The following is a 24,965-nucleotide window of genomic DNA, read 5'->3' as shown; positions in this document are numbered from 1 at the left end:
TTCAGTCACGGTCCATTCCGCCGCCCTCCTGGAAAGGGTGCGCCGAAGCCGGTGGGACGGGTCGGCTCCATGCCTGCCGTTCCAGGCCGCGGGGGTCGTCGACCTGGGTCCACTCGTCGTCGATGCGCATCGTGGTCCGGCGCTCGATGTCGTACGGGTCCCAGCCGGGGGCGCCGGTCCCGGCGAACCGGATCCATGCCTCGTGCATGCGGGTGGCGAGCTTCGCGGGAGGGCTCTCGGGGCCGAGCAGGTTGCCGGCGCCCCGCAACCGGGGAAGCCGGGCGAGATCGAAGACGAAGGGGAGTTCCACGGCGTGGGTCGCGCCGAGATCTCCGTCCAAGGCTCGGGAGCGCCACGCGAACTCGTAGCGGAAGGTGGCGGACTCGGAGTGGGCCGCGTGCGCGTCGGCCAGGGCCCAGCTGCCCGCGCCGAACAGCGCGTCGCCCAGGATGGCGGACCGCAGCTCGCCGAAGGACGCCTCGGGCCGGGCCTTCCTGTACGTCTCGACGAGCCGCGCGGGACTCGGGTGCGAGCGCGCCGCCGTATCCTCGACGTCCCGGGCGGTCGAGGCGGCGTACTTGCCCACCGGGACCAGGTAGAGATTCCCCTCCTCCGCGTTGGTCCCGATCAGCAGGTCGATGCCGGCGGCGAGGCCGGTGGCGACGAGCTCGGCGGGCTGCGTGTCGAGGACCAGGCTGAAGGGGCTGAGACCGGCCAGCGGATCGTGGTGCGACTCGGTCCGCAGGTCGATGCCCCCGAGCCGGGACGCGACCTCGACCAGCCGCTCGTCGGGGACGTCCGCGAAGGCGTCGGCGCGGGGCGCTGCGCCGAGGGCCTCGGACGCGGCCTCGGTGACGCGGGCGGCCTGCTCGGTCGTGAACGCGCCCAGGCCGCTGCCGCTCTGGATGATCGCCCGGCGGAAGAGGCCCGCCGCTTCGGGGGCGGCGAGGACGCCGCCGACGATGGTCGCCCCGGCCGACTGGCCGAAGAGGGTGACCTTGCCGGGATCACCGCCGAACGCGGCGATGTTCTCCCGGACCCAGCGCAGTGCGGCGACGACGTCCAGCAGGCCGCGGTTGGCGGGCGCTCCGGGGAGGTCGAGGAAACCGGCGATGCCGAGCCGGTAGTTGAGGGTGACGAGGACCACGCCGTCACGGGCGAAGGCGGAGCCCTCGTACAGCGCGGACCGGGTCGATCCGGCGACGAACCCGCCGCCGTGGACGAACACCATGACGGGCAGGTCGCCGTTCGCGGCGGCGGGCGTCCAGACGTTGACGGTGAGGTAGTCCTCCCCGCGGCTCCAACCAGTGCCGAAATAGGGGGACATGTCCACGCTGCCGAGCGTGCGCTCGGACTGCGGCGCGTTGGGCCCCCACGCGGTGGCGTCCCGAACGTCGTCCCAGGGCTCGTGCGGCCGCGGCGCGGCGAACCGGCCGGCACCGCGGGGCGGGGCGGCGTAGGGGATGTTCAGGAAAGCCGCGATGCCGTCCTGGCTCCGGCCGCGGACGGGCCCCTGCGCGGTCTTGATGACGGGGTTGCGGTCGTGGTTCACGCCGATGCCTTCCCGCGGTCCTCGTCATAGGGCGTGAACGGGGCCCAGCCCTTGATGGCGAACCTGCTTCCGTCACGCGTGACCTCGGCGGCGCCGTGGCCGCCCAGGTGCGCGGGAACCACGAGCGCGTTATTGTCGGCCGCCCAGCCCAGGATCTTGCGGCGGGTGGCGCGGGCGCCCGCGGCGTCCTCGCAGAAGCAGCTGTTGGTGCCCGGCTCCAGGATCTGTACCGGGCTGTGCAGCATGTCGCCGACGAACACCGCGCGGTCCGCCCCGGAGGCGAGCGTCAGGACGGAGGAGCCGGGAGTGTGCCCGGGCGCCGCGTCCAGGCGCAGGTTGGCGTCGATCCGGTGGCTGCCCTCCCACAGCAACGTCAGGCCCGCCTCGTGCACCGGGGCCACGCTGTCCTCGAAGACGTTCTGGTTGCCGCGGCCGAACACCGTCTCGTGGCCGTTCTCTGGATTCCAGAAGTCGAAGTCGGCCTTCGGCATCAGGTAGGTGGCGTTGGGGAAGGTGGGGGCCCAGCGCCGTTCGTCCAGGTACGTGTTCCAGCCGACGTGGTCGATGTGGAGGTGGGTGTTGACCACGATGTCCACGTCCTCGGGCTCGACGCCGGCGCGCGCCAGATTGGCCAGGAAGTCGGTTTTCCGATGGCCCCAGACCGGCGCGTACGGCCGCTCCTTATGGTTGCCCACGCCCGTGTCGACAAGAATGGTCTTCCCCTCGCTGCGCAGCAGCCAGGTCTGGATCGCGGAGTTGATGATATTCGTCTCGGAATCCAGGAAATGCGGGACCAGCCAGGGAGCACCGTCTTCCCAGACCTCCTTCGAACCTTCTGGAAAGAAGGTGTCAGGCGTCATTTCGACGGAACCGTAGTACTCCCAGATCCGGGTGATGGTGACGTCGCCCAACTCGATTTGTTCCATAACGCGTCCTTGGAGTCTCGGCGGCTTTCCAGGAAGCGTAAGAGTGGCCCCCACACCCCCGGTATCCGTAACCTGACTGCACCTGCCACACCCCGCCAGGGCCGGCGCGGTACACCGGCCCTGGCGCGCCGACCGTTCAGGTGGGGAGCGGTGCGCCGGCCGGGGGCTTCCGCGGCCCCTCTTCTGGCCGCGACGATGCCGCAGTTCCGCAGCACGTCGCCGGCGGCGACGAACCAGATGGCCGCGGCCGCCACGAAGGCGAACCAGCCGGAGACACGGGGCAGGGAAGCGGACCCGTACATCACGCCGAAGCCGAGGCACAGGATCCGGGCCGCGATCGCGACGAACGTGATCATGAACGGCACGCTGCGGAACACGAAGGCGGGTACCGCCAGGTAGACGGTCGGAACCACCTGCAGCACCACGTACCATGCGACGGCTTGCGTGGTGAACCCGTCATCGGTGACACCCGAGGTCAGGACGAAGTAGAGACCAATCACCCAGAAACCGAACGTGGCGAGCACGTAGCCCGGGTAGGCGAGGACTCCGAAAAGGCAGAGAATTCCGCAGACTATTTCCGCGAGTCCACTGAACAGAAGGGCGTAGTTGAGCCCCACGGCCACTCCGGCGTCCGTGGTGTAACGAATCCCGTACAGGGCGAGCGTGAAGCCGAACAGCGCGAGCGCGATCGGCGAGGCGACCGCCAATGCGGACGAGCGACTTTCCGTCTTGCCGGCCATCTCCATCCTCCGATTTTCGTTCATGTGAATGCGGCATGCCCCGGCGCACTGACACAGCGCCGACTGACCCTTTTTCATCCTCGGGTGGGCTCGTAGTTCTGTAGGACGGCGATGGCCTTGACCAGGTGGCCGGCCTTGCTGGGGCTGCAGCGGAGCTTACGGAGGATTCGCCATGATTTGAGCTGGGCGTTTGCGTGTTCGCCTGGGCCGCGGAGCTTGGTGTGCGCCCGGTTGGCCTGTTTCTGCGACTCGGGCTTGTCCTTGCCCTTGTAGGGCGTGATGACGACCGATACCTCGGCTCCTTGGTAGGCCTTGTCGGCCAGGGTGAGGATTCCCGCCTTCTCCAGTGCGCGCAGGATGCCCCAGACGCGGGCGGCGGTCAGGTCGTGGATCTTGCCGGGCATCGCGCCCGAGGTCCACAGGATCGTCCCGTCCGGCCCGGCGATCACCTGCACGTTCATCCCGTGCGCCCGATGCTTGCCGGAGAAGTAGGGGCGGTCGGCCCTCACCCGGTCAGCGCGGATGAGCGTGCCGTTCAGGACCAGGTGCGTCAGCCCGTCGGTCTTGGCCTTGCGCAACGCGGCTGCGAGCTTGGGTGAACGCGCCGACAGCAGCGTGACGATCTCCTGGACGTAGCGCCAGGCGGTGGCTACCGAGATACCCCGAATGCCGCGGCGGCCTCGGCGAACGTCTCGCCCTTGCGCAGGTGCATCAGCACCAGCACCAGCACCAGCACCAGGAGAGCCTGCTGGCCGGGGTTCAGCAGCCGCCAGTGTGACCTGATCGCCCGGCGGTGGCGGCGGGCGATCCCCGCCACATAGTTCAGCGTCGGACGCGACAAATCCACGGCGGCACGGTAGAACAGCATGCAGAGGCTCTTGGTGAGACGGCGTGGGTTGTGGTGATCAACCCGTCTACCAGGGGCTTCTCTGCGTCTGAGGGATTCCGCCAACTCGCGATCATGCTGTGATCAACCCGCCCCGCCCAGGATGAAAAAGGGTCACTGCATTCGACTCATCAGATTCGGGCCTCCAAAGATCACGTGGTATCAGTCACCTGACTGCACCACCCCAGGATCGGCGTTCAATCTCCGAGATTCAGCGGCGGGCGAGAACTGTGCGGAGCCGTTCCGGAGACAGGGTGTCCATCCCGAATGCGAGTCGGAGTAACCATCGCCGGATCCACCACTACGCCGCGCGGCGCCTGGGCACGCAACGAGCGCAGTCGCGTCCGGTGGCGCCAGACGTTGCGGGCGGTGATGGTCCTGCTGTCGCTGCACGGGTCAAGCCCGGACGAGATCGCCGAGTTGCTTGAGCTTTATCCGGCCACCGCACGGCGCGGATCGGCCGATTCAGCGCCGACGGCCTGGCGGGTCTGGCCGACCGCGACGGTCGGGACGGCCCCGGCGGCCGGGCTAGGGTGTAGTCACCCACCTGAGCGAGCGAAGCGCGGCGCCGCTGGCGTGCCCGGGGCCGCGGACAGCGCCGCGGATCTGGCAACGGATGGGCCGTCCGAAGCTGAGCCGGCGCCCCATGTCCCGCGAAGCACGCTAGGTCGCGGTTTGGCGGTGTCGCCCGCGACGACCCCCGACCAGACGATCGCTGCCATCGTGGCCCACTGCCGGAACTGCCGCGGCGCTCGGTGGTGTGCGCGCAACGAGACCCAATCACACCTCCTGGCCTACCTGCGGTGGGGCTGGACGCCGCACGACAACCTATACACCCGGGCAAGAATCGCCCGGTGAGGTGCTGGGTGCGCTGGAAGTGGTCACCGGGCGGTGGGTGTGGCGACCCGGGCGGCCGCTGCGCAGCACACTTCATAGTCCCGGTGAGCGATGTGGAGGCCACGTTCCCCCGCGCCTCGCGGCGATCTGGAACAACAACCACCACCACGTCACAGCGCCTGGACCAGCCCCTGGCTCCCCTTCCAGTTGCGAGCACAACTCCCGGGATAGCACCTAGAGCATCTGGCACGTTTCGGCCAGACTGAGTTGCGGGCACCGTGCAAAATGTCACTTACAACTGCGCCTAGATGGCTGAGTATCGATGCGTACGTGACTCGATCGGCCTTTCTTGATCGATAGGTCTGAGGAGCATCATGGCCCCACCTTCTCCACCCTCGGAGACGCAACCTTCGCTGGATCTCGTGGACCGAGTCGATGCGACGAGCATCGAACGCGGCCTTATGGAGAGCCCTGAGTTCGTAGCCGGATGCGATCTCGGCATCGTGGACCTGACCGCGACCAAGCAGTTCGACGTCGTAGCACTGCTGTATCTGCTCTCCCTTCTCAGCGGGCGGCGCGGCACCGACCGCCGGATCAGGTTCAAGCTGCCTGCCGACGCGCGGGCCCGGCACCTGCTGCGCCGATCGTGCTTCGCGGCCGCCGCCGAGTTGGCTGCTCAGACGCCATTCCCTGTGCTGGTGGATTCGGCGGATCTGGCCTACTTCGGCGAACACCCGCCACTTGATCTGCTCCGGTCGGAGACCGGTCAAACACCCCGGGGCAGTGTGTTGTCCTATCTCATCGAACAACATCATTTCGGTCTGTCAGCCCACCGTATTGACGGTCCGCAAAGCCTGCTGCGGATGCTCGACGAGGAAGTGCGGCACTGGGGCGGTTACGCGATGGTCAATCTGCTGGACGGCATACTGTTCGGCCAGGCGATCGATGTCTCGCGCGTGGTGGTCCAGGAACTGGTGGCCAACGTTGTGGAACACCCGAAGCCGTCAACGGCCGTTGTCGCATCGCAGTTGGAGCTGCGGGCCGCCGGCTCCCAGGGGCCCCATGCCGCGCTCACGATCGCGGCATGGGACGACGGGTTGTCCATCGTTGAGACCTTGCGCACCTGCCTGCGTCAAGGCGACAGCGTCCGCGCATGGTCCCCCGATGTTCCCGACACGTTCGCTGTACGAGCACCGCACGTCTCAGGAGGCACTGCTACGTACGCGTCGTCCTGGACACCAGGCACTTCGGCCACCGACGAGGAGATCCTCTTGGCGAGCCTGTTTCCGGGCATCACCCGCAAGGCGGCCCACGAGCGTCCGGCCAGCGACCGGACGCCGGCCGCGAAGAGGATGGACTACGGCTACGGGCTGTTCGCTCTCTACAAGGCCGCAGTGGACCACTTCCGGGGTTCGGTGGAACTGCGCTGTGGCGCCACGGTTCTTAGCCTCACCAGACCGGACCGAACTGAGCCCTACCAGGTCACCCTGTCCACCCAGCACGGCTTAGAGCCGCTCACCGGAACCATCGTGACGGTACGGCTGCCGGTCCGCGATGACTGAGCCGAACGTCTTCCCGTACTACATCCAGATCGCCCGGGCCCTGCCGGAGCCCGTACCTGTTGAGCGCGAGAAGACCTATAGCTGGCTGGCCGAGCGACTGCTCAACGGTCCCCAGGTGGATATCCGGCAACCCCGGGGCAGCATCTATCTGACCCCCGAGCAGATGCGCGATGAGCCTAGCCGGATCTGGGACCTGCTGGAGGCTCCCCCTCACCGCGACGGCCCAACCCTCGTCATCCTCGACCTGGCGCACAACCCCTACCATCTGCTCCGCGACATCTTCCTCGGCCACATCGCGGAGATCGTCCGGGGCTGGGCACATCGGGATCTGCGCTGCCAGATCGCCGTCTTGTTGCCGCTACTTCCGCCGCGCATCTCGTTGTTCTGGGCGATCGACGAGGGGGAGGACGGGATGCCCTCCGAGGGCTCACGGGTCACCGTAATCAGCAACAAGGGCGACTCCGTGCCCGTCCGGTTCGGCGAACCCGAGGGCCGCCAGTACAGTCTGTTGCAACTGCGGCCCGAGCGGGCCCTGCGAGAGCGGCTGAAGCAGCGCATCGTCCGCAACGTCGGCCACTATCAACTCGGCACTTCTGATGATCCGCACTGCACCCGCTTCTACTTCGAAATCGCGGCGGCAGAGCATGAGATCGGCGGCCTGATCACCACCTGGGCCCGGGAACATATCCGGTCGCAGGTCACGGGCGGCCGGTTCACCCTGGTCAGTCATGGCAAGGACAACAGCAGCTTCCACGATGCGGTGGGGGGCGCGGCCGCGGCCCTGGGTTGCACTGTCCAGGAGGTCAAGCTGGTCGACCCGGCTCGGAACCTTTTCCACGTGACCGGCATCGAGGGGGTCGCCGCCCTAGTGCTCGATGTCGTACACACCGGACGGACATACCGCGACATCGTTCTCGGCCTCAAGGCGCAGGGCGTTCCGCTCGCACCGGAAGCCCTCACGGTCATGACGACGGACCCGGAACGCACGGCCGAACCTGCGACACCGAAGCTGCACTCGCTGTGCGACGCGTTCGAGCGCGAGAAGACAGCGCGCGAAGAATGTCATCAGTGCCTGATCGGCCTGCCATACACCTACCCACACGAAACAGGCCAAATCGGGCTGCGCACGTTCGACATGTGGGGGATCCTCGGCAAGGCGGCCTTCCAGAGGGAACCTTTCGGACCGCCCGAGAAAGTCCGCACCAGGATGCCGTTCATTCCCGACACGGGGCAGATCTTCGACGCGCACGGATCCTGGCTCGCCCAGAAGATCTCAGATCTCTTGGAATGGCTCAAGATCAGCCCGGATGTGGTGTTCGTCTGTCCGAAGGAGCCGCACATCGAGCGGCTGGTCACCCAGCTCGGCTTCCTGCGACAGAACCGGCAACTCACTGTCCAGATTCCGCGGTCGGTGCTGAACAGCAAGAACCTGTCTCAGACACTGGCGGGTCAGCGCGAGGAAGACTGGCACCGCCAGCTGCGTCATCTGGGACGTCGCAACTACGGCAACATCGTGCTGCTCGACGAGTTCGTCCGCTCGCACACGACCGCCCGGTCGATGGTCAAGCTGATACAGCACAGGGCGTTCGGCGAGTTCGGGCTGGAGCCGCGCGCCTATATCCCGATCATCGACTTCTCGGTCGACGGCGGGATCTCCGTACCCACCTATCCGCTCTACAAGATTGCGCACCCCTGAGGGCCGCCATGACACCACCAAACGACTCCGAGCATCCAGCTTCGGTTCCCTACCGCCCGGTCCCGCAGAATGAGGAGCCTGCCCTGGAGGCATGTCGCGGTCTGCTGTATCACCTGCTCCGAGATGATGAGGATCAGAGCCGCCTGCCAGTCGCTGAACTGGGCCGCCGAGCGCTTCGTCGCAACCTGCTGCTGGCGGACTATGCCCGCCGATCGGCCCACCTGCATCCGCAGGTCAAGGCGGTGTTCGACGCCTACCTGGTGGAGTCGCTCGGTGCGCACCGGCGCTCGCAGGCTTGGCTGGAGCTCAGCAAGAGCCCTCGCGTGGCCGAACCCGTGGACGTGGCCATCCTCACCGTGCTCCGCGAGGAACTGGAGGCCACGGTGAGGGTCTTCGAGGCGGAACGGGTCCCGCAGGCGGACGGAGACGAGCTGCCGTTCTACTCGGCGAAAATCAAACGTACCGGGGAGCCGGACGAACCGTGGTCGGTTACCATCACGCACACGGTCAAGCCGCTCAACGTGCACACTTTCGGCCCTGTCCAACAAATCCGTGACCTCTACCTCCCGAGGGCCATCTTCCTCGTAGGAATCGCCGCAGGTATCCAGGAGAAGTTCTCGCCCGGGGATGTCGTCGTGCCTCGGAAGGTCTTCTACTACGAGCCAGAGCGGTTGACGGCAGACGGAGCCCGCCCCCGGCCCGAACACGCGGAACAGGAGGATCTCTCGCTGTACGGGTACGCACAACATGACCCGCAAGCGGGTGAGTTTGTCGACAAGGTGCGCGAGTTCGTCGCCGGGCTTCCGGCCTACCAGCGCCCGGACATCGATCTGAACGAGCTGCGACCCAAGGTGCTCAGTGAGAACCAGACCATCGCCTGCGGGGAGCGGGTGCTACGAGATGGCAAGTATCTCATTGGGCTGCGTGATTTCGATGAGACGATCAGCGCCGCCGACCAGGAGTCCTACGGCTTCGTCCAAGCCGTCGGCAAACGCCCTTGGATGATCTTTCGCGGAATCAGCGATCACGCCGACCCGGTGAAGCGCGACGACTGGAAGTACGTGGCCGCCGGGGCCGCCGCGATCTGTCTGCGTGACTTCCTGGAACGCAGCTACCAGCCCAAGGGTCTACGCAAGTTCTGACCCGGTTCACAGCACGCGCTCGAGCCGCTCTGGCGCCACCGCGTTGAGGATCAACGAGCGGACCTGCTCGAAGAGCCCCCCGCTCCCGGAGGTGGCGAGATAGTGCGGCATGTCCGCGCGCTCAACCGGGGGAAGGCTGGAGTGCACGGTGAGCATGTACGGCGAGTAGAGGATCATCGCCTCCGGCGACACCGCGTCGATGCACAGCGCCGCCGCCCCTGGGAGCTCGTCGGTTTGGTAGACCTGCAAACGCTCCGCGGCCTCACCGTGCTGCCGTTTGAACCGGTCAAACCGCTCCAGGGAGCTATGACACTTGGTGGCCAGATCCTCCTGCCACAATCTGGAGCACAGCTCGGCGGCCTCGCTGCCGGGGTCCAGTACCACACAGCGGTAGGTGCCGCCGCGCCGCAGAAAGTCGAGGACCGCCTCCCGGTAATAGGCGGGACGCTCGGTCGTGACGAGATAGCCGGCACAGGTATTCAGGGCCGTGCCGATGTCGAGCACGTCGTCGTAGGCGACCGCTACCAGCCTCGCCTTCTCCTGCTGGCTCGGGCGCTGGGCGTAGCCGGCCAGCCGGACGCCGCCCGACAGTCCCGCCACCCTCAGCCAGGCTCGCCGCGCGTCGTTCGCCTGCCCGCCCGGCCCCATGAGATAGACCTTGCGGCCTTCGAAGCTCCCCGCCTCCTGAAACGAGGAGGCATATCGGCCTGAGACCCGATAGATGTCCTCGGAAACCGCCAGGTGGTCTTGGGGCGTCGCCTCTTCCAGATGCGCGGTGAAGTTGATGTGCGGCGAGTGGATGGCCCCGGTGTCGTCCGCCGTCAAATACTCGATGGGGCCCTTATGGATCGCCATCCGAAGGTGGAGCTCACCTTGGAACTCGTCTTTGGCGAACTCCTCGCGCAACTGGGGCAGGTAGACGGCGAGCACTTGCCAACCCGCCTCCAGCGCGACGTCGCGGGCGACGCTTTCCTGCTCGTCGTGGATGACGAGGAAGCCACCGTCCCCGCGCCAGTTCCACAGGGCGACTCTGGCACAGCCCTTCTTGGCGGCCAACTCTTTCACCCCAGCGATCACTCTCGCCCGCAGCACCTCGAAAGCGTGCGCCACACGGTCCCGGGGGTTGAGATTTACGATGCTGGAGTAGCCGGCCGCGTCGAGGAAGAGGAAGTAGACGTTGTCGTACGCCTGACCCGCCTGGAAGATGTCCTGACCCATCGCGGACTCCCTCGGCTCGACCCCAGTGTCGATCGTGGATATGCCCGCTGAGCCCTCTTTGTACCGGGGGGTGCCAACTCACGACTGCGGGAGTGCTGACGCCGTCGCTGCCCGTAACCTCCAGACGGATGCGCTCCTCGTCACCGGCGACTACATCCTGCCAGTCGAGATGCACTACCACTTCGAGTCGATCTGCGAGTCCTGCACGTTCTTCGCCACCATCACCTAGTTCACCCCTGGCCGCCAACGAGACGACGCTGCCGCCAAGGAAAAGGTGACTCGAGAAAGGTTTCCTGACCCAACTCACCGCGGCCGCCGCTTGACAACGAGACCGGTTATGAGTGACACACAGGGCGTGATCACACGGCCGGACCAAGAGCGTCGTGGAACAGCACGTCGCGCCGAGTGAGCTCCACTCCTTCCGGAGACAATCATGTCCGCCGACCATATGTGTTCGAAACAGCTTGGCCAGGTTTCTTGTATTTCTGGTTTTCAATGGGCGCGGATGATCTCGGTGAGTTGGCCCGGGGACTTGTCAGCGGTCCAGCGACGTGACGTAGTAGCGATGCGCGTCTTGACCACGCTAAGGTCTGCCACCGACGACCAGGTCCTCGAGCGGTGCCCTTCCTAGCTGGCGCGGACAAGATCCGGTGCAGACAGTTCGGACCTGCGCCGACATCCCGAGAATGCAACCCGTATGACGACCAGTGCTCAGCAGTTGATCGAGATGGCGCGTCTTGCGTCGGTGGTCGGGCCGTTTGACTGGGGGCGGGTTGAGCGGCGGATCGGGGCGGCTGTGCCGCGGGACTACCGCGAGCTTCTCGACGCTGGGGGTGGTGGGATCTGGCTGGACTGGTTGAGGCTCTACGTTCCGGCGCCCGGCGTCGGCCTCAAGCATGTCGATCTGGAGCGCTCGGGGGTGGAGTTCGAACAGCTCCAGGACCTGTTCGAGGACGAAGTCGTGGGGCGGCCGGACGGTCTCGGCCCTGATTCCAGGCTGCTGCCCTGGGCCTCGACCGGCACCGGGCTCACGCTGTATTGGCAGGTCTCCCCCGAGGCGGCGGCCGGTTCGTATCCGATCCGGGTCTCAGACCGGAACGGCGACGTATGGGAAAGGTACGACCTGCTCACCACCGACTTCCTCCTGGGAATCATCCGGGGTGAGGTGCACAGCGAGTTGCTCAACGAGTCGTGGACAAAGCGCGACATGCTCTTCAAGCCCTACGCGGGCGAGCCGGTGCAGCGTCATGACGCCTGACCTGGATATCACTCAGGCACTGCTCTGGCAGGCTGCCGTCTGCTGCGCAGCACAAGGTGGACATTGAAAGCGGTGATCACAGCGAGTGCGGCCAGCCCCAGCCAGAACCCGACACTCACCTCTACCTTGATTCCGAGGTTGTCGAAGAATTTCGCGACTTCGGCCGGCGGCATGGTCGACGGCATTGGCAGAAACTCATGTCCTTGTACGTCCAGCGACTCCGAGGCCCACAGCCCGGTCACCACCAGGAGTCCACCGGAGACCGTCGCCGCAACGGCGGCGACGAAGCTTCGCCTCTGCGGACTGCGTGCCAGGGCGGTGCCCGCACCTGCCACCAGGACGACGAGCAGGGCGAATGGCAAAACGCGGACCGCCGCGGGGAACGTGTTCGCCTCAGTGGCGATGTTCCAACCGGTGAACCCTTCATCGACTATCCATTTCAATCTCGGAGGTCCGGACTCCGCGCTGGTGGCAATGCACGGCATGAACAGGAATATCAGCGAAACCAGCACGAAACCGATCGGATTGATCAGCCGTGTCATCACCGGCACAAGAGGAGATGGTGCGTGTTTCCTTACGTCGTCCATCTGCTGGACTATAGCCAGCCCGCCCGGGACCGGTCCCGGAATCGCCAGTGGCCGGTGTGCGGGCTGCCGGCCTCGCGACCATCCGGTCCCCGCCCGACCGCCGTGATCAACATGTCGCCGGCCCCGTTGGCTTCGGCGGTGGTCGCGTTGCGGGCGTCTCCGTGGACCACCTGGCCAGTGTCGGTGGCGCACCAGGCGCGTTTCTCTCCCATGCGAGATCATGATCGGTATGGCTCGGTACCGGTATGACGCGAAGGTTGAGGCCTTTCCCCGGGATCTGTTGGACGAGGTCGTCGCGGCCCTGCTGGACGCGGTGGAAGAGGCGCCCGTCACCGAGAGCGGCTTCGAGTTCGGGCAGGACGTTCACGACGGGATACGGCTGGTGGAGGGCCGGCACGTCGCCACCGGGGCCCGCTATCGGATGGCCGCCGAACGAGGCGAGGGCGAGGTGAGCGTTGCGGCGTGGAACAGGGCCGGGGAGTCGCGGATCGAGGCCACCGGCGACTTCGGCGGCCATATCGTCCGGCTCAAGGTGGAGCTACGCATGTCAGGGCGGCGGCTTCGTGACGTCCGGATCAGCGGCGACTACCAAGGGCCGAAGCCGTTCCGCAAGGTGCGGCGGGCGAAGTGGGAATGTGAGGTGGCGGCCGAGGAATGGTGGGCCGTGCTCGGTTCGAAGACGGCGCCGCTTTCCGTGCGGTTCGTGCATCCGTTCGCCTTCGCCGATCTGCGTGTTGGGAGAGGTAAGGACAAGGGCGGGCGCTGGACTGTCAGGACCACGGCGCGATTCGGGGGTCGTTCCCTCTTGCGTCCGCTGGCCTGGGTGGGGTTGGCCGTCATGCGGCGCCGCGTCCGGCGCACGTTGGACGAAGGGTTCGGCAACGCCGTGTCCGCTTGGAACGCCGAGGTGCCCGGCATGGCGAAACGCGGCCTGCGAGAGCGGCTCGGCTTCGAGCACCGGGTGACGCTCACTGCTGTGTCCCGCGAGTGGGCCGAGGCATATGTCGCCGCCCTTCATCAGGCGGTCGGGGAGTTGCGCTTCAAGAAGGGCAGGCTCGTAACGGGTTCTGAGGCGGCGTTCGGCGTGCGGCTTCTCAAGGGCGCGCACATCGGGCCGGGTGCCCGCTACCGCATCGCGCTCGTTCCGGACGACGAGATCGAGCCGCTAAATGTGGACGTCGTGGCATGGGACCGTGCCGGGTCGAACCGCATCGAGTTCAGCACTCCGGGTGATGTGCAGACGGGGTGGATCGAGATCGACAGCGCCCGGAAACCCACCGTCGTGCGTGCCGCGCTTGCCGGCGAGGTGGAGGGGTTCCCACAGGCCGAGTGCGAGGGTGAACTGGACCTTGAGCGCTGGTGGACGGATACCGAAGAGGGCCCTGCCATGACGGTGAACGCCGCCAACCCGCTAGGTGAGGCGGCCCTGACGGTGAAGAGAACTCCGGAGGCGAACGGCAAATGGACGGTGACCATCGCCGCGACGGTTGAAGGCCGCGCTTGGACACGTCGGCTGATCGCCGCAGCGGGTCTCATCGCCGCCGTTCCCATGAACCGTGGGCTCCAGGAGTCGGCCGATGCGGCCGCATTGAAGTGGGACGGCCTCGCGGCCAGAAGCGCTTCGGTTTCGCCGCAGGAGGCCGCCGACGACACTTTGCGAGCACTCCTCGGCACCCCACCGGGCTGAATCCGGGCGTTCGCCGCGCGGACTCGGCGCCTGCGGGCCTCATGTCCACCCGAGTAAGAGCCGTCCCCGCGCAGGTCGGTGGCTTGTCCAAGGTCGTGGGTCGGCGCCTGGTCAGTCCTCGGAAGTGGTGCTGCGTGGGGCGAAGGCGTTGCGGACGGTGGTGGCGAGGCTGGCTCGGCGGCGGGTGTGGTCGGCGGCCGGGTCGGCCGCCGTCGCGGTGTAGGTGATGCTGGCCGGTGACCAGGTCATGGCCAGGGCGATGACCATCGCGTGGACGTCGGCCGCCGGCAGGTCCGGCGTCACGTGCCCGGCTTCCTGGGCTTGGACGATGGTCTTGATCTTGGGAGCGTCCTCAGCGGCCGGGAAGAGGTGGCCTTCCGGGGTGCGTTCCAGACGTGCCCAGGTGGCGAGGCGCACGAGCCGAGGGCGCGCGAGGTAGGCGTCATAGAGGCGGACGGCGTAGCCGGGGAGGTCGTCCGCGGTGAGCGGCACGGCGTCGACGATGCCTTCGACCTGGTCGGCCAGCACGGCGTCGAAGAGGCCCTCCTTGTTGTCGTAGTAGGCGTACATCTGAGCCTTGCTCACCCTGGATTCGGCCGAGATTCGGTCGACGCGCGCGCCGGCGATGCCGTAGGCGGCGAACTCTGTGGTGGCGGCGTCCAGGAGTCGGCGCCTGCTGGCTTGGGCTCTGTCCACATCATCAGGGTAAACGAACCAGTCTGTTTGCAAGGCGAGGCGGGGCTGGCTACCGTGGCGCAAACAAACTAGTTCGTTTGCGAAGGAGTCATTGTGACCATCCCTCTCACCGTCGCCCCCGACGAGCGGCCCGCGCCCGCGTTCCTGGACGGGTCCGCCAAGCGGCTCCTGATCGGCGGTAGCTGGAGACCGGCTCTTGCGGAAAACACGTTCGCGACGCTCGACCCCGCGACCGGGAAGGTGCTCGCCGACGTCGCCATGGCCGGAGCAGACGATGTGGGCGAAGCGGTGGCCGCGGCCCGGCGGGCCTTCGAGGACCCGTCGTGGGCGGACATCGGCCCGTATCAGCGCAGCCGGATCCTGCTGCAGATCGCCGACGTGCTGGAGGCGCACGCCGAAGAGCTGGCCGTGCTGGACTCCCTGGACATGGGCGGCCCCCTGTGGATGACCCGCTGGCTGGTGGACCACTCCGTCGAGGTCTTCCGGCACTACGCGGGCTGGCCGACGAAGATCTACGGCCGGACCGCCCCCGCGGACCCGTCGGTGCTCCACTACACCGTGCGCGAGCCCATCGGCGTCGTCGCGGCCATCACCGCGTGGAACGGTCCGGTTCTGCAGCTGGCGTGGAAGCTGGGTCCGGCGCTGGCGACCGGCAACACCGTGGTCGCCAAGCCGGCCGCCTGGTCCCCGCTGTCGGCCCTGCGCATCGGCGAGCTGCTGGGCGAGACGGACCTTCCCCCAGGCGTCGTCAACATCGTCACCGGAGACGGCGCCACCACCGGTGAGGCGCTCACGCACCATCCCGGGGTGGACAAGATCTCGTTCACCGGCTCGCTCGGGGTGGGCAAGCGCATCCTGGAGGTCTCCAGCAAGGACCTCAAACGGGTCACGCTGGAACTGGGCGGCAAGTCGCCGACGATCGTCTTCGACGACGCCGATCTGGAGGCGGCGGCCAAGGGTGCCGTCGCGGGGTTCGCGCAGGGCAGCGGCGAGGCCTGTGTCGCCGGGACCCGGATCTTCGTCCAGGAGACGGTCCGCGACCGGTTCCGCGAACTGCTGCTGAAGGAGATGAAGGCCTTCGCCCTGGGCGACCCGTTCCATCCCGATACCAAGATCGGCCCCTTGGTCACCGCGCAGCACTTCGAGCGGGTCGGCTCCTACCTCGACCTCGCCCGCGAGGAGGGCGGCAGCCTCCTGACCGTCGGCGACGCTCGGGACCTGTACATGCCGCCGACGCTGATCGAGGACGTCGGCGCGGACGCCCGCGTGGTCCGGGAGGAGATCTTCGGACCGGTCGCCGCCCTGCTGACGTTCACCGACGCGGAGGACGCCATCGCCCAGGGCAACGACACCATCTTCGGCCTGGCCGCCTCCGTGTGGACGACCGATCTCGGGCGCGCCCATCGCGTCGCAGGTGGCCTGCGGGCCGGAACCGTGTGGATCAACACCTACGGCGAGATGAGCGCGGGAACGGTCCCCTTCGGCGGTTTCAAGCAGTCGGGCATCGGCCGCGAACACGGCACCGAGGTCCTGGACGCCTACACCGAGACCAAGACCGTCATGATCCGGCTCTGACGGCCGTGCATATGTCGCTCTCCAGGTCTCCTTGTCGCAGGTCGCATTCGTGCCGGAGGTGAGGTAGGCGTTGACCGCTTCGGTGACGCAGCGGTTGGGGTACATGCCGTGGCGGCGGACGTTCCGCAAGGTGACCATGCGGGACGCGGGTAGCGCGCGGTGCAGGGCGACGGCGCCCTCGTGGACGGTGCGGGTGTCGCCCGTGGACTGGACGATCAGCGCCGGGAGGTCGCTGCCGATCCGGGCGGGAGGCCTCCACGGGCACGTTCGGTGAGAAGGCGCGCCCCGGCTGGAGATTACCGGGTCAGCCGCGGGCGTGCTTTTCGCCCTGGACGAGACGTTGCCGGAGGATCGCCGAATCGGGTGCGAGTGCCGTCACGAGGACGCCCGGTCCGGCGAGGGGCATGACCGCCGGCCCGTCGGCGGCGTACGCGTCCCTCGCCAGATCGGGGCCGACCAGCAGCACGTCGCCGGTGCAGCGCGCGTCCCCCAGCACGGCGCTGCTGGTGTAGAAGGCCGGATCGGGCAGCGGTAGCTCGTGCCGCAGCAGCGGGACGCCGTCGAGGGTGACGTACTTGGCGACGTAGCGGCGCGCCCGCAGGTTGTCGGCGGGATCGCCCGCGGTGCTCAGCGGACCGCGACGGCCCTTCATCACGTGGGCGGTCTGCCAGGTGCGGATCACGGTCTCGCCGATCCGCCCCATGGCCTGCGAGTCCGAGCCGATCATGGAGATGGCGCCGAGGTCGTGCAGGACGTCCTCGGCGGCCATGGTCGTCGGCCGGATGCGCGGCGATCGTGATGATGTCGGGCGCGTGGCCGCCGCCCGCGCCCTCGGTGTGGTACGCGTGGACCGCCCGGCCGCCGATGGCGCCGAGCGTCGACTCGACGTAGCCGGCCTCGTTGAGGGTGTCGGAGTGCAGGGCGACCGGCACGCCGGACGCGTCGGCGACGCGAAGGCAGGCGTCGATGGCCGCGGGGGTGGACCCCCAGTCCTCGTGCAGCTTGAAACCCGACGCTCCGGCGCGCAGCTGCTCCCACAGCGCGTCCTCGCCGACCGTGTTGCCCTTGCCGAGCAGGGCGACGTTCACCGGCCAGGAGTCGAGCGACTCCAGCATCCGGGCGATGTACCAGGCGCCGGAGACGGTGGTGGCCTTGGTCCCTTCCGCCGGGCCGGTCCCGCCGCCGATGAGGGTGGTGACCCCGGCCCCGAGCGCCTCCTCCAAGAGCCGCGGGCAGATCAGGTGGACGTGGGAGTCCACGGCTCCCGCGGTCAGGATGCGCCCGTTGCCGGCGAGGACCTCGGTGGACGGCCCGATGACCAGTTCCGGGTGGACGCCGTCCATCGTGTCGGGGTTCCCGGCCTTCCCGAGCGCGACGATCCTGCCGTCGCGGATCCCGAGGTCGGCCTTCACGACGCCCCAGTGGTCCAGGATCACGGCGCCGGTGACGACCATGTCGAGCGCGCCGTCCGCGCGGGTGGTGCGCGCCTGCCCCATCGACTCGCGGATCACCTTCCCGCCGCCGAAGAGCACCTCGTCACCGGCGCTCGCACCGCGGCTGCGGTCCTCGGTGACCTCGATGAACAGGTCGGTGTCGGCCAGCCTGATCCGGTCTCCGGCGGTGGGGCTAGTGGGACCCCACCTGGATGGGCCGGTCTCCCGTGTTGACGACCGTGACCATGACACGGGTGCGCCCGGCGTTGAGCACGTCGGGCGGGCCGTCAGCGGGAACGACCTCCCCGGGAACCAGCGGACGGGAGGTCACGGGATCGGCCTGTGGACGGTGACGAGCTTGGTCCCGTCGGGGAACGTCGCCTCGATCTGCACCGAGTCGAGCATCTTCGGAATGCCTTCCATGACGTCCTCCCGGGTCAGCACCGAACGGCCGGACTCCATCAACTCGGCGACCGTGCGCCCGTCCCGCGCCCCCTCCAGCACATGGACCGCGATGATCGCGGTCGCCTCCGGATGGTTCAGCCGCAGCCCCCGGGCCCGGCGCTCCCGCGCGACCGACGCGGCGACATGCAGCAACAGCCGCTCCTGCTCGTGTGGGCTGATCAGCACAGTCCGGACACTACTGGGCTGAGAAAGGTCATAGAACGGAGGAATTGCAGAGGTAACAGCGAATTTACGTGTGCCCGAAGAAGGCCGGTAAGCCAATCCACCCGTCACCCGGACGACGGCGCCCGGTCCCGGCCCTAGGACGCCGCCGGGTCAGCGTGATCGGCACCGGCCTGGCGATCGCGTCCGGACCGCTGATGGTGCCGGTCTTCGGTGCGGTGATGCCGAGGAAGGCGGGCGCCGTATGGCCAGGGTGCGGTCGGCTGATGGATGATAATCTTGTATTCAATGCACGCAACAGAGCCGGTAGAAGCCTGCGTCGATGACGCGAAGAGTATTCTGGTCGCGCCTTCGACACTGCACGATAATGACTCGCTCAGAGACTTCTTCGGGTCGACGATCACGCCAGAAGATCTTGCTTCCGGTTCGCTCGACCTCGCGCGGAAGACCGTCTACCTGTGCGGCGATGTGTCCGGGATCAGCGTCGGCCAGTTGCGTGCGGCGGCCCGGGTGTTCGTTATACGGGAGCTGTCGGACGGGTACTGCGAGGACGTCAACGAACCGTGGCCCCTTGTCGAGCTCGGCCAGGTTCCCATCCGGGTGCACGGCGTCGGCGTGTACTACCGGCGCTTTTTCGACCCCGGTGCCGATCACTTCAACCTGATCCGCACGGAGCACGCGTTCCAGTCCCTGACCGAGTCCACCAAGCCCGGAACGGCCCATCGCAGCGGAATCTACCTGACGCCCGTGACGCGGAACGGCGACGAACTGCATTTCCGCCTGCTCCGGTGCTCCACGAATCTCTCGGGGCCGACCGAAAGCTTCCGCCCGACCGACACGCATATCGTCGAGACTCTCAACCGCGAGGCCGCCGCCGTCTTCCGGAACCACGCGCCGCTGAATCACGTCCTCGCCCAGATCTACCACAACACCCCCGCCACGACCGAGCGCAGGCAATCCAAGGCGAAGATCTCGGCCCATGCCGACAAGACCAAGGACATGCCCGTCAACGGCATCATGGCGTTCTGCACCTTCTATGACGGGCTCGACAAGCTGCGACCCCTGTCCGAAGACCCCTTCGACTACGGCGTGAAGAATGCCAGCGGGCTGACCAAGCTCCGCTTCCGGCTCAAAGATACGACTGAAAACCGCCTCGGGGATACCCTTCCCTCGCAGTTCACCCTGACGCTTTACCCCGGCTCTGTGTTCTTCATGCCACTGTCCACCAACCGCCTGTACACGCATGAGATACGACCCTCGGCGTTGGACGCCGAATCGCTTCCGACCCGCCTGGGATACGTGGTGCGCTGCTCGAACGCTGAGGCCGTCCACAAGGACGGCCACACGTTCCTCAAGCTGGACGGAGATCTGGTGCGACTGGAGCCGCCCACCCCGGCAGGCATGGACGAACTGCGCAGGCTCTACGCCGAAGAGAACAAGAGCTCGTCCTTCATCGATTACGGCGACGAGTTTCTCTTCAGCATGAACAAGGGAGACTACGTTGCCCCCCGAGCCTAGGATCTCGGATGAGATCCTCTCGTTCGTTCTGCCGATCGAGGAAAATCTCTTCGCAGAGCTTTCCGCGTCAGCCCGCTGGGAGGACGTCGGCAAAGGCCGGCGAGGCGCCACGCTCACCAAGGTCGACGAGGCGCAGGGCGTGCCTCTCGTGCGCACGACCACTCCATACAGCAACCCCACACAGCGTTTCCGGCCGGTGCACGAAAGGCTCGCGCAACAGGTCCAAGAATGTGCAACGCTTCCGGTCGGCTTCAACAACGCTCTCATCGAGAGCTACACGAACGCTTACAGGACCATGGGCGGCCATTCCGACCAAGCCCTCGACCTGGCCGACGGGTCCTTCATCGCCGTCTTCTCCTGCTATCGGCATCCCGAAGCGGACCCGCCAAGGAAGCTGATCTTCGAATCGAAGGGGGCCGATGGCGAGAAGTTCGAGGTGACCCTCACCCACCACAGCATCGTCGCGTTCTCCGTCGACACGAACCGGCGGCTCAAGCACAAGATCGTGCTGGACACACCCGTCCGAACGACGGACAACGAATGGCTGGGTGTGACCCTCCGAACGTCACAGACCTTCCTCCGGTTCCGCGACGGACACGCATATCTCCCGCAAGGTGCGCGCCTCGTACTGGCCGACGAGGAGCAGCAGCGCGAGTTCTACCGGCTACGGCGCCGCGAGAACAATGAAACGGACTTCGTCTACCCCCCGCTGACGTACACCGTCAGCCAGAGCGACCTGATACCGCCCGCCTGAGGGCTGGTGTGCGTCATTGATGCCATGGAGCGGCTGACCCCGGAAGACCCGGTGCGCATCGGGCACCACGTGCTGGTCGCCCGGCTGGGGGCCGGCGGCATGGGGCGGGTCTATCTCGGTCGCACACCGGGCGGGACGCCGATCGCCATCAAGGTGATCCACGAGCATCTGGCGCGGGACCCGCGGTTCCGGGCGCGGTTCCGGCGAGAGGTCGCCAACGCCCGGTCGGTGAGCGGCGCGTTCACCGCACCCGTGCTGGAGGCCGATCCCGAGGCGTCCACGCCGTGGCTGGCCACGGCCTACCTGCCGGGTCTGTCGCTGCAGGAGGCGGTCCGGACGCACGGACCGTTCCCGGTGGAGGCGACGCAGGCGCTGGCGGCCGGGCTGGCGGAGGGGCTCGACTCCATCCACCGGGCGGGCGTGGTGCACCGCGACCTCAAGCCGTCCAACGTGCTGCTCAGCGGCGAGGGGCCGCGGATCATCGACTTCGGCATCGCCAGGGCGGCCGACGACCACGCGCTGACCCGTCCCGGCGGGGTCCTCGGCACGCCCGGCTACATGGCGCCCGAGCAGGCCGCCGGCCGGGAGGTCCGCCCGGCGGGCGACGTCTTCGCGCTGGGCGCGGTGCTGGGCTTCACCGTCCTCGGGCGCAGGGTGTTCGGCGACGGACCGCTCCCGGTCATGATCCATCGGGTGCTGCACGAGGACCCGGACCTGGACGGCATCCCCGACACGTTCCTGCGCGGCCTCGTCGCCGACTGCCTGGCCCGCAATCCCGCGCTGCGTCCCACGTCGGCGATGCTGCTCGACCGGCTGAGCTGGGCCGGCACGGCACCGGTGGGCGTCGGATGGCTGCCCGCGCCGCTGGCCGAGGCGGTACGGACCAGGCAGGCGCAGCCGCCGCCGGCCACCATGCCGCTGCCCCGCCGGGTCCGCCGGAGACGGCTGCTGGTCGCCGGCGGGATCGCGGCGGTGGGGGTGGCGGGCGCCGGGCTGGGCGAGCTGACCGCATGGCGGCGGTCCGGCACCGGGACGTCGCGGCGGACGCCGGAGACGCCCGCCGCCGCGGGAGGCGGACCGACGGGAGGCGGGCCGGCGAGCGGACGGGTGCGGTGGCGGCTGCGGGATTCGCGGACGGAGGCCGCACCCGTCATCGATGAGAGGACGGCGTACGCGGTGACCTCGACCGGCGACCTGGGAGGCGCCGAGGGGTGGATCCTCGCCGTCGACGTCCAGTCCGGGAAGCAGCGTTGGAAGCGGGGCATCAAGCGCTCCTCCGAACGGGTGGCGGTCGGGGGCGGGACGGTCGTCGCACTTGAGGCGGGTGGTCTGGACAACGCCGCACTCGGGGCGCGCTGGAAGCTCACGGCCTTCGACACCGCGGACGGGAAGAGACGGTGGTCGGCGTCCCTGGCCGCTCCGGTGCAGCCGCCGCTCGCGGCGGACGGGCTGGTGATCGTGGCAGGGGACGCGCTGATCGCGTTCGATCTCCGTACCGGAACCGAGCGGTGGCGGCGCTCGCTCGACTGGGTCGCGAGCCATCCGGTGATGACCGCCCGCGATGGGGCGCTCTGCGTCCTGACCAGGGAGGAGCTCCGGGTCCTCGAGACGGCGTCGGGCAGGACCGTGTGGCGCCGTCGTGTCCAGGGCCGGGCCGCGGCCTTGCAGGACACGGGCACGGTCTACGTCACCGACCTGGCGGACCGGCTCCATGCCGTACGGCAGGGCAAGGCCGGCTGGAGCGCCACCGCCGGGAAGGTCGTCAGGCCGCCCCTGGTGTACGGCGACACCGTCGTCGTCCAGGACCTGGCCGGGTTCGTGCGCGCGTTCGACCGGGACACGGGACGGCAGCGGTTCGCCGTGCCCGTCCAGGCCGGCGGCTCCGAGACGGCGACGGCCCCGCCGGCCCGCGTCGGCGGCACGCTCTACGCGCCCGGCGGCGACACCGTCCACGCCGTCGACCTTGATCGCGGGCGCCTGGCGTGGCGCGTCCGCCTGGACGCCGAGGTCGAGGGGCTGGACGCGGTGGACGGGGCCGTCATCTGCTCGACCGGCGACCTCGTCGCCGTCACCGGCCCCTGACCATCCCGGAGGGAACCGATGGAGCCCCTGCGCCCCGGCGACCCGAGACGGCTCGCCCAGTTCGAGGTGCTCGCCAGGCTGGGCCGGGGCGGCATGGGCGAGGTCTTCCTCGGCACCTCGCCCGGCGGACGGCCGGTGGCCATCAAGCTGATCCACCGCGAGCTCGCCGACGACCCCGGGTTCCGGGCCCGGTTCCGCCGCGAGACGGAGATCGCGCGAACGGTGAGCGGCGTCTTCACCGCCCCGGTGCTGCGCGCCGACCCCGACGCGGAACGGCCCTGGCTGGCCACGGCCTACCTGCCCGGCCTCTCCCTGGAGGAGGCGGTCGGGTCGCACGGTCCGCTGCCGCCGGCCGCCGTCCGGGGACTCGCGGTGGGGCTGGCGGAGGCGGTCCGGTCGATCCACCGGGCGGGGGTCGTCCACCGCGATCTCAAGCCGGCCAACGTGCTGCTCGGCCCGGACGGCGCGCGGGTGATCGACTTCGGCATCGCGCGGGCGGCCGACTCCGCCGCGATCACGCAGAGCGGCGAGGTGATCGGCTCGCCGGGCTACCTGGCGCCCGAGCACATCGCGCACGGCACGGCGGGACCCGCCTCCGACGTGTTCTCCCTCGGAGCCGTGCTGGTCTTCGCCTGCACCGGGACCGGCCCGTTCGGCGACGGGTCCGTCCACCGGATCCTGCACCGCACGGTGCACGAGCCGCCTCGGTTGGAGGCGGTGCCCGACCCCGTGCTGCGCGACATCGCCGCCGCCTGCCTGGCCAAGGATCCCGCCGAGCGGCCCGCCCCCGGCCAGGTGACCGAGCGGCTGACCGACGCCGCGACCATGGACCTGCACGGCACGCGGTGGCTGCCGCACCAGGTGGTCGCCGCGATCGGCGCCCGGGGCCGGGAACCGGTACCGCCGCCGCTGCCGGTTCACCGCCGCCGGCGGATACCGCGCCGGGTGCTGGTCGCCGGCGGGGCGGTCGGCGCGGTGGCCGCGTTCCTCGCGATCGACGACATGCGCACCAGGCCCGCCACCCCACCGGGACCGGTGCGCTGGATGGTGCGGCTACCAGGAGGTCGAGTGCGCAGGGAGCACGGCCTGGTGATCGTCGACGGGATGCTGCTCGTCGTCGGCGGGACCGCGTTCGCCGCCGTGGACCCCCGCGCCGGACGGGTCAGGTGGAGCGTCCCCGACGTCCTCACCGACACCGTGGAGGGTCTGGCGTGGTCGGCGGACCGGCTGTTCCTGCGGCTCGCGGACGGCCGGCTGGCCGCGTACGACCTCGCCACCGGCCGGGAGGCGTGGTCGCACCGGCTCGGCCTGACCTCCTCCGGCCCGCCTCCGGCGGTGGCAGGAGGCGCGGTGTGCGTACCGGTCCCCGGCGAGGACAAGCTGACGGCCTTCGACGCCCGGACCGGCCGGGCCCGGTGGAGCCACGGCCGCCTGTCGGCGCACGGGCCGGTCGCGTCCGGACGGACGGTGTGCCATCCGGACGCCGATGACCTGCTGGTGGGCATCGACGCCGTGACCGGCCGCCGCCGGTGGTCCGCCGAGCTTTCGCGGCCCCCGGTCATGCCCCTCCAGAAGGCCGGGGATCTGATCTTGGCGGTCACCGGCGCGCCCGGGACACGGTCGCACACGGTGCTCGCGTTCACCGCCGCGGACGGCAGGCCGCGCTGGCAGGCGGAGCTCGCCGCTCCCGCCTCCGAACACGGCATGCTGACGCTGGCCGACGACAGAACGGTCTACATGGTGTGGTCGGCCGGGGTGCTGCACGCGCTCGACCGCCGCACCGGGCGGCTCCGCTGGACGTACCCTCTCGGCGCGGTGCGCGACTCCGTCGACCCGCCCCCCATGATCGTCGCCCCGGGACGGCTCTTCGTGAACACGCGCAACGGCCTGCTCGTCGCCGTGGACACCGCCGGCGGCCGCGGCCTGTGGCGGCAGCGGCTGCATCCCGACAGCCACGGCGGGCCCGTGCTCGCGGACGGGCTGCTGCACATCGGCGACCGGGGCCTGTCCTCGTTCGACCCGGCGACCGGTCGGCTGGTGAGGCGGATAGGTGCCGACCACCGGTCCCGGCCGATCCACCCCGAGAACCTGTGCGCCTCGGGCGGCACCCTCTACCACGCCAACATCCACGGCGAACTCCTGGCCACCCCCACACGCTCCTAGCCGAACCCCGGCCGATCGCGCAGGGC

19 protein-coding genes and 3 pseudogenes are annotated in these 24,965 nt (G+C 68.6%); 11 read left to right on the top strand and 11 right to left on the bottom strand.

Features of this window, described 5'->3' with window-relative positions:
- Position 1 precedes the first annotated feature (1 nt).
- The 4 genes and pseudogenes from K8Z49_RS32830 to K8Z49_RS32815 form a co-directional block, all read right to left on the bottom strand.
- Positions 2-1,558 carry a carboxylesterase/lipase family protein gene (locus tag K8Z49_RS32830; protein WP_412521215.1) on the bottom strand — a complete coding sequence of 519 codons (1,557 nt, stop codon included), beginning with the start codon at positions 1,556-1,558 and terminating at the stop codon, positions 2-4.
- Positions 1,549-2,478 carry an MBL fold metallo-hydrolase gene (locus tag K8Z49_RS32825; protein ID WP_021593710.1) on the bottom strand — a complete coding sequence of 310 codons (930 nt, stop codon included), beginning with the start codon at positions 2,476-2,478 and terminating at the stop codon, positions 1,549-1,551. The genes K8Z49_RS32830 and K8Z49_RS32825 overlap by 10 nt, the downstream gene beginning before the upstream one ends.
- Positions 2,409-3,224 (bottom strand): GPR1/FUN34/YaaH family transporter, encoded by an 816-nt coding sequence (locus tag K8Z49_RS32820; protein WP_412516022.1) that lies wholly within the window; start codon positions 3,222-3,224, stop codon positions 2,409-2,411. The genes K8Z49_RS32825 and K8Z49_RS32820 overlap by 70 nt, the downstream gene beginning before the upstream one ends.
- Before the next feature lie 68 nt (positions 3,225-3,292).
- Positions 3,293-4,086, bottom strand: a pseudogene (locus K8Z49_RS32815) (transposase family protein).
- Between the two features lie 1,277 nt (positions 4,087-5,363).
- On the opposite strand from K8Z49_RS32815, the gene K8Z49_RS32810 reads away from it, so the two are divergent.
- Genes K8Z49_RS32810 through K8Z49_RS32800 form a run of 3 tightly spaced genes read left to right on the top strand, consistent with a single transcriptional unit; the run spans position 5,364 to position 9,341 of the window.
- Complete coding sequence (locus K8Z49_RS32810) at positions 5,364-6,503, top strand: hypothetical protein (RefSeq protein WP_412516021.1); 1,140 nt, start codon at positions 5,364-5,366, stop codon at positions 6,501-6,503.
- Positions 6,496-8,199 carry a hypothetical protein gene (locus K8Z49_RS32805; RefSeq protein WP_412516020.1) on the top strand — a complete coding sequence of 568 codons (1,704 nt, stop codon included), beginning with the start codon at positions 6,496-6,498 and terminating at the stop codon, positions 8,197-8,199. The genes K8Z49_RS32810 and K8Z49_RS32805 overlap by 8 nt, the downstream gene beginning before the upstream one ends.
- An 8-nt stretch (positions 8,200-8,207) precedes the next feature.
- Positions 8,208-9,341 carry a hypothetical protein gene (locus K8Z49_RS32800; RefSeq protein ID WP_412516019.1) on the top strand — a complete coding sequence of 378 codons (1,134 nt, stop codon included), beginning with the start codon at positions 8,208-8,210 and terminating at the stop codon, positions 9,339-9,341.
- Positions 9,342-9,347: 6 nt separating this feature from the next.
- Here K8Z49_RS32800 and K8Z49_RS32795 read toward each other — a convergent pair whose 3' ends face one another.
- Complete coding sequence (locus K8Z49_RS32795; protein ID WP_412516018.1) at positions 9,348-10,559, bottom strand: hypothetical protein; 1,212 nt, start codon at positions 10,557-10,559, stop codon at positions 9,348-9,350.
- A 70-nt stretch (positions 10,560-10,629) separates the two neighbouring features.
- On the opposite strand from K8Z49_RS32795, the gene K8Z49_RS32790 reads away from it, so the two are divergent.
- Positions 10,630-10,788: a hypothetical protein gene (locus K8Z49_RS32790; protein ID WP_412516017.1), complete on the top strand. Its 159-nt coding sequence runs from the start codon at positions 10,630-10,632 to the stop codon at positions 10,786-10,788.
- 468 nt (positions 10,789-11,256) lie between these two features.
- Complete coding sequence (locus K8Z49_RS32785; protein WP_412516016.1) at positions 11,257-11,817, top strand: hypothetical protein; 561 nt, start codon at positions 11,257-11,259, stop codon at positions 11,815-11,817.
- 8 nt (positions 11,818-11,825) lie between these two features.
- On the opposite strand, the gene K8Z49_RS32780 is transcribed toward K8Z49_RS32785, so the two are convergent.
- Positions 11,826-12,404 carry a hypothetical protein gene (locus K8Z49_RS32780; RefSeq protein WP_152563868.1) on the bottom strand — a complete coding sequence of 193 codons (579 nt, stop codon included), beginning with the start codon at positions 12,402-12,404 and terminating at the stop codon, positions 11,826-11,828.
- A 220-nt stretch (positions 12,405-12,624) separates the two neighbouring features.
- On the opposite strand from K8Z49_RS32780, the gene K8Z49_RS32775 reads away from it, so the two are divergent.
- Positions 12,625-14,091 (top strand): hypothetical protein, encoded by a 1,467-nt coding sequence (locus K8Z49_RS32775; protein WP_412516015.1) that lies wholly within the window; start codon positions 12,625-12,627, stop codon positions 14,089-14,091.
- 111 nt (positions 14,092-14,202) lie between these two features.
- On the opposite strand, the gene K8Z49_RS32770 is transcribed toward K8Z49_RS32775, so the two are convergent.
- The gene (locus K8Z49_RS32770; protein ID WP_021593720.1) at positions 14,203-14,787 is read right to left on the bottom strand and encodes a TetR family transcriptional regulator; all 585 of its coding nucleotides are present in this window, start codon (positions 14,785-14,787) and stop codon (positions 14,203-14,205) included.
- Positions 14,788-14,880: 93 nt separating this feature from the next.
- On the opposite strand from K8Z49_RS32770, the gene K8Z49_RS32765 reads away from it, so the two are divergent.
- Entirely contained in the window at positions 14,881-16,362 is a 1,482-nt protein-coding gene (locus tag K8Z49_RS32765; protein WP_412516014.1) for an aldehyde dehydrogenase family protein, read from the top strand.
- Between the two features lie 51 nt (positions 16,363-16,413).
- Here K8Z49_RS32765 and K8Z49_RS32760 read toward each other — a convergent pair.
- The 4 genes and pseudogenes from K8Z49_RS32760 to K8Z49_RS32745 all read right to left on the bottom strand — a co-directional run.
- Positions 16,414-16,602 (bottom strand): annotated as a pseudogene (locus K8Z49_RS32760) (alpha/beta hydrolase); the annotation flags it as partial.
- 277 nt (positions 16,603-16,879) lie between these two features.
- Positions 16,880-18,047, bottom strand: a pseudogene (locus tag K8Z49_RS32755) (urease subunit alpha); the annotation flags it as partial.
- A complete protein-coding gene (locus K8Z49_RS32750; protein ID WP_412516013.1) occupies positions 17,989-18,126 on the bottom strand; it encodes an urease subunit beta in 138 nt (45 codons plus the stop codon). The pseudogene K8Z49_RS32755 and the gene K8Z49_RS32750, both read right to left, overlap by 59 nt.
- Positions 18,123-18,425 (bottom strand): urease subunit gamma, encoded by a 303-nt coding sequence (locus tag K8Z49_RS32745; RefSeq protein WP_412516012.1) that lies wholly within the window; start codon positions 18,423-18,425, stop codon positions 18,123-18,125. Before K8Z49_RS32745 ends, K8Z49_RS32750 begins: the two co-directional genes overlap by 4 nt.
- Before the next feature lie 285 nt (positions 18,426-18,710).
- On the opposite strand from K8Z49_RS32745, the gene K8Z49_RS32740 reads away from it, so the two are divergent.
- The 4 genes from K8Z49_RS32740 to K8Z49_RS32725 are packed head-to-tail and all read left to right on the top strand — an operon-like array spanning position 18,711 to position 24,939.
- Positions 18,711-19,940, top strand: a complete 1,230-nt coding sequence (locus tag K8Z49_RS32740; RefSeq protein WP_412516011.1) for a hypothetical protein — start codon at positions 18,711-18,713, stop codon at positions 19,938-19,940.
- Positions 19,924-20,694: a hypothetical protein gene (locus tag K8Z49_RS32735; RefSeq protein WP_412516010.1), complete on the top strand. Its 771-nt coding sequence runs from the start codon at positions 19,924-19,926 to the stop codon at positions 20,692-20,694. The genes K8Z49_RS32740 and K8Z49_RS32735 overlap by 17 nt, the downstream gene beginning before the upstream one ends.
- Positions 20,695-20,718: 24 nt before the next feature.
- Complete coding sequence (locus K8Z49_RS32730) at positions 20,719-22,776, top strand: protein kinase domain-containing protein (RefSeq protein ID WP_412516009.1); 2,058 nt, start codon at positions 20,719-20,721, stop codon at positions 22,774-22,776.
- Between the two features lie 18 nt (positions 22,777-22,794).
- A complete protein-coding gene (locus K8Z49_RS32725) occupies positions 22,795-24,939 on the top strand; it encodes a PQQ-binding-like beta-propeller repeat protein (RefSeq protein WP_412516008.1) in 2,145 nt (714 codons plus the stop codon).
- Positions 24,940-24,965: the final 26 nt, after the last annotated feature.

Origin of the sequence: Actinomadura madurae, from assembly GCF_047130825.1 — a bacterium.
Lineage (GTDB): Bacteria > Actinomycetota > Actinomycetes > Streptosporangiales > Streptosporangiaceae > Spirillospora > Spirillospora madurae.
This window is presented reverse-complemented; position numbering and strand designations above follow the sequence as displayed.

What these genes read in the sequence shown, in the direction of transcription:
- K8Z49_RS32825 (WP_021593710.1), bottom strand. Translation starts at nt 2,478, where the DNA reads ATGGAACAAATCGAGTTGGGCGACGTCACCATCACCCGGATCTGGGAG.
- K8Z49_RS32820 (WP_412516022.1), bottom strand. Translation starts at nt 3,224, where the DNA reads ATGGAGATGGCCGGCAAGACGGAAAGTCGCTCGTCCGCATTGGCGGTC.
- K8Z49_RS32805 (WP_412516020.1), top strand. Translation starts at nt 6,496, where the DNA reads ATGACTGAGCCGAACGTCTTCCCGTACTACATCCAGATCGCCCGGGCC.
- K8Z49_RS32800 (WP_412516019.1), top strand. Translation starts at nt 8,208, where the DNA reads ATGACACCACCAAACGACTCCGAGCATCCAGCTTCGGTTCCCTACCGC.
- K8Z49_RS32795 (WP_412516018.1), bottom strand. Translation starts at nt 10,559, where the DNA reads ATGGGTCAGGACATCTTCCAGGCGGGTCAGGCGTACGACAACGTCTAC.
- K8Z49_RS32785 (WP_412516016.1), top strand. Translation starts at nt 11,257, where the DNA reads ATGACGACCAGTGCTCAGCAGTTGATCGAGATGGCGCGTCTTGCGTCG.
- K8Z49_RS32780 (WP_152563868.1), bottom strand. Translation starts at nt 12,404, where the DNA reads ATGGACGACGTAAGGAAACACGCACCATCTCCTCTTGTGCCGGTGATG.
- K8Z49_RS32775 (WP_412516015.1), top strand. Translation starts at nt 12,625, where the DNA reads ATGATCGGTATGGCTCGGTACCGGTATGACGCGAAGGTTGAGGCCTTT.
- K8Z49_RS32740 (WP_412516011.1), top strand. Translation starts at nt 18,711, where the DNA reads ATGCACGCAACAGAGCCGGTAGAAGCCTGCGTCGATGACGCGAAGAGT.
- K8Z49_RS32730 (WP_412516009.1), top strand. Translation starts at nt 20,719, where the DNA reads ATGGAGCGGCTGACCCCGGAAGACCCGGTGCGCATCGGGCACCACGTG.
- K8Z49_RS32725 (WP_412516008.1), top strand. Translation starts at nt 22,795, where the DNA reads ATGGAGCCCCTGCGCCCCGGCGACCCGAGACGGCTCGCCCAGTTCGAG.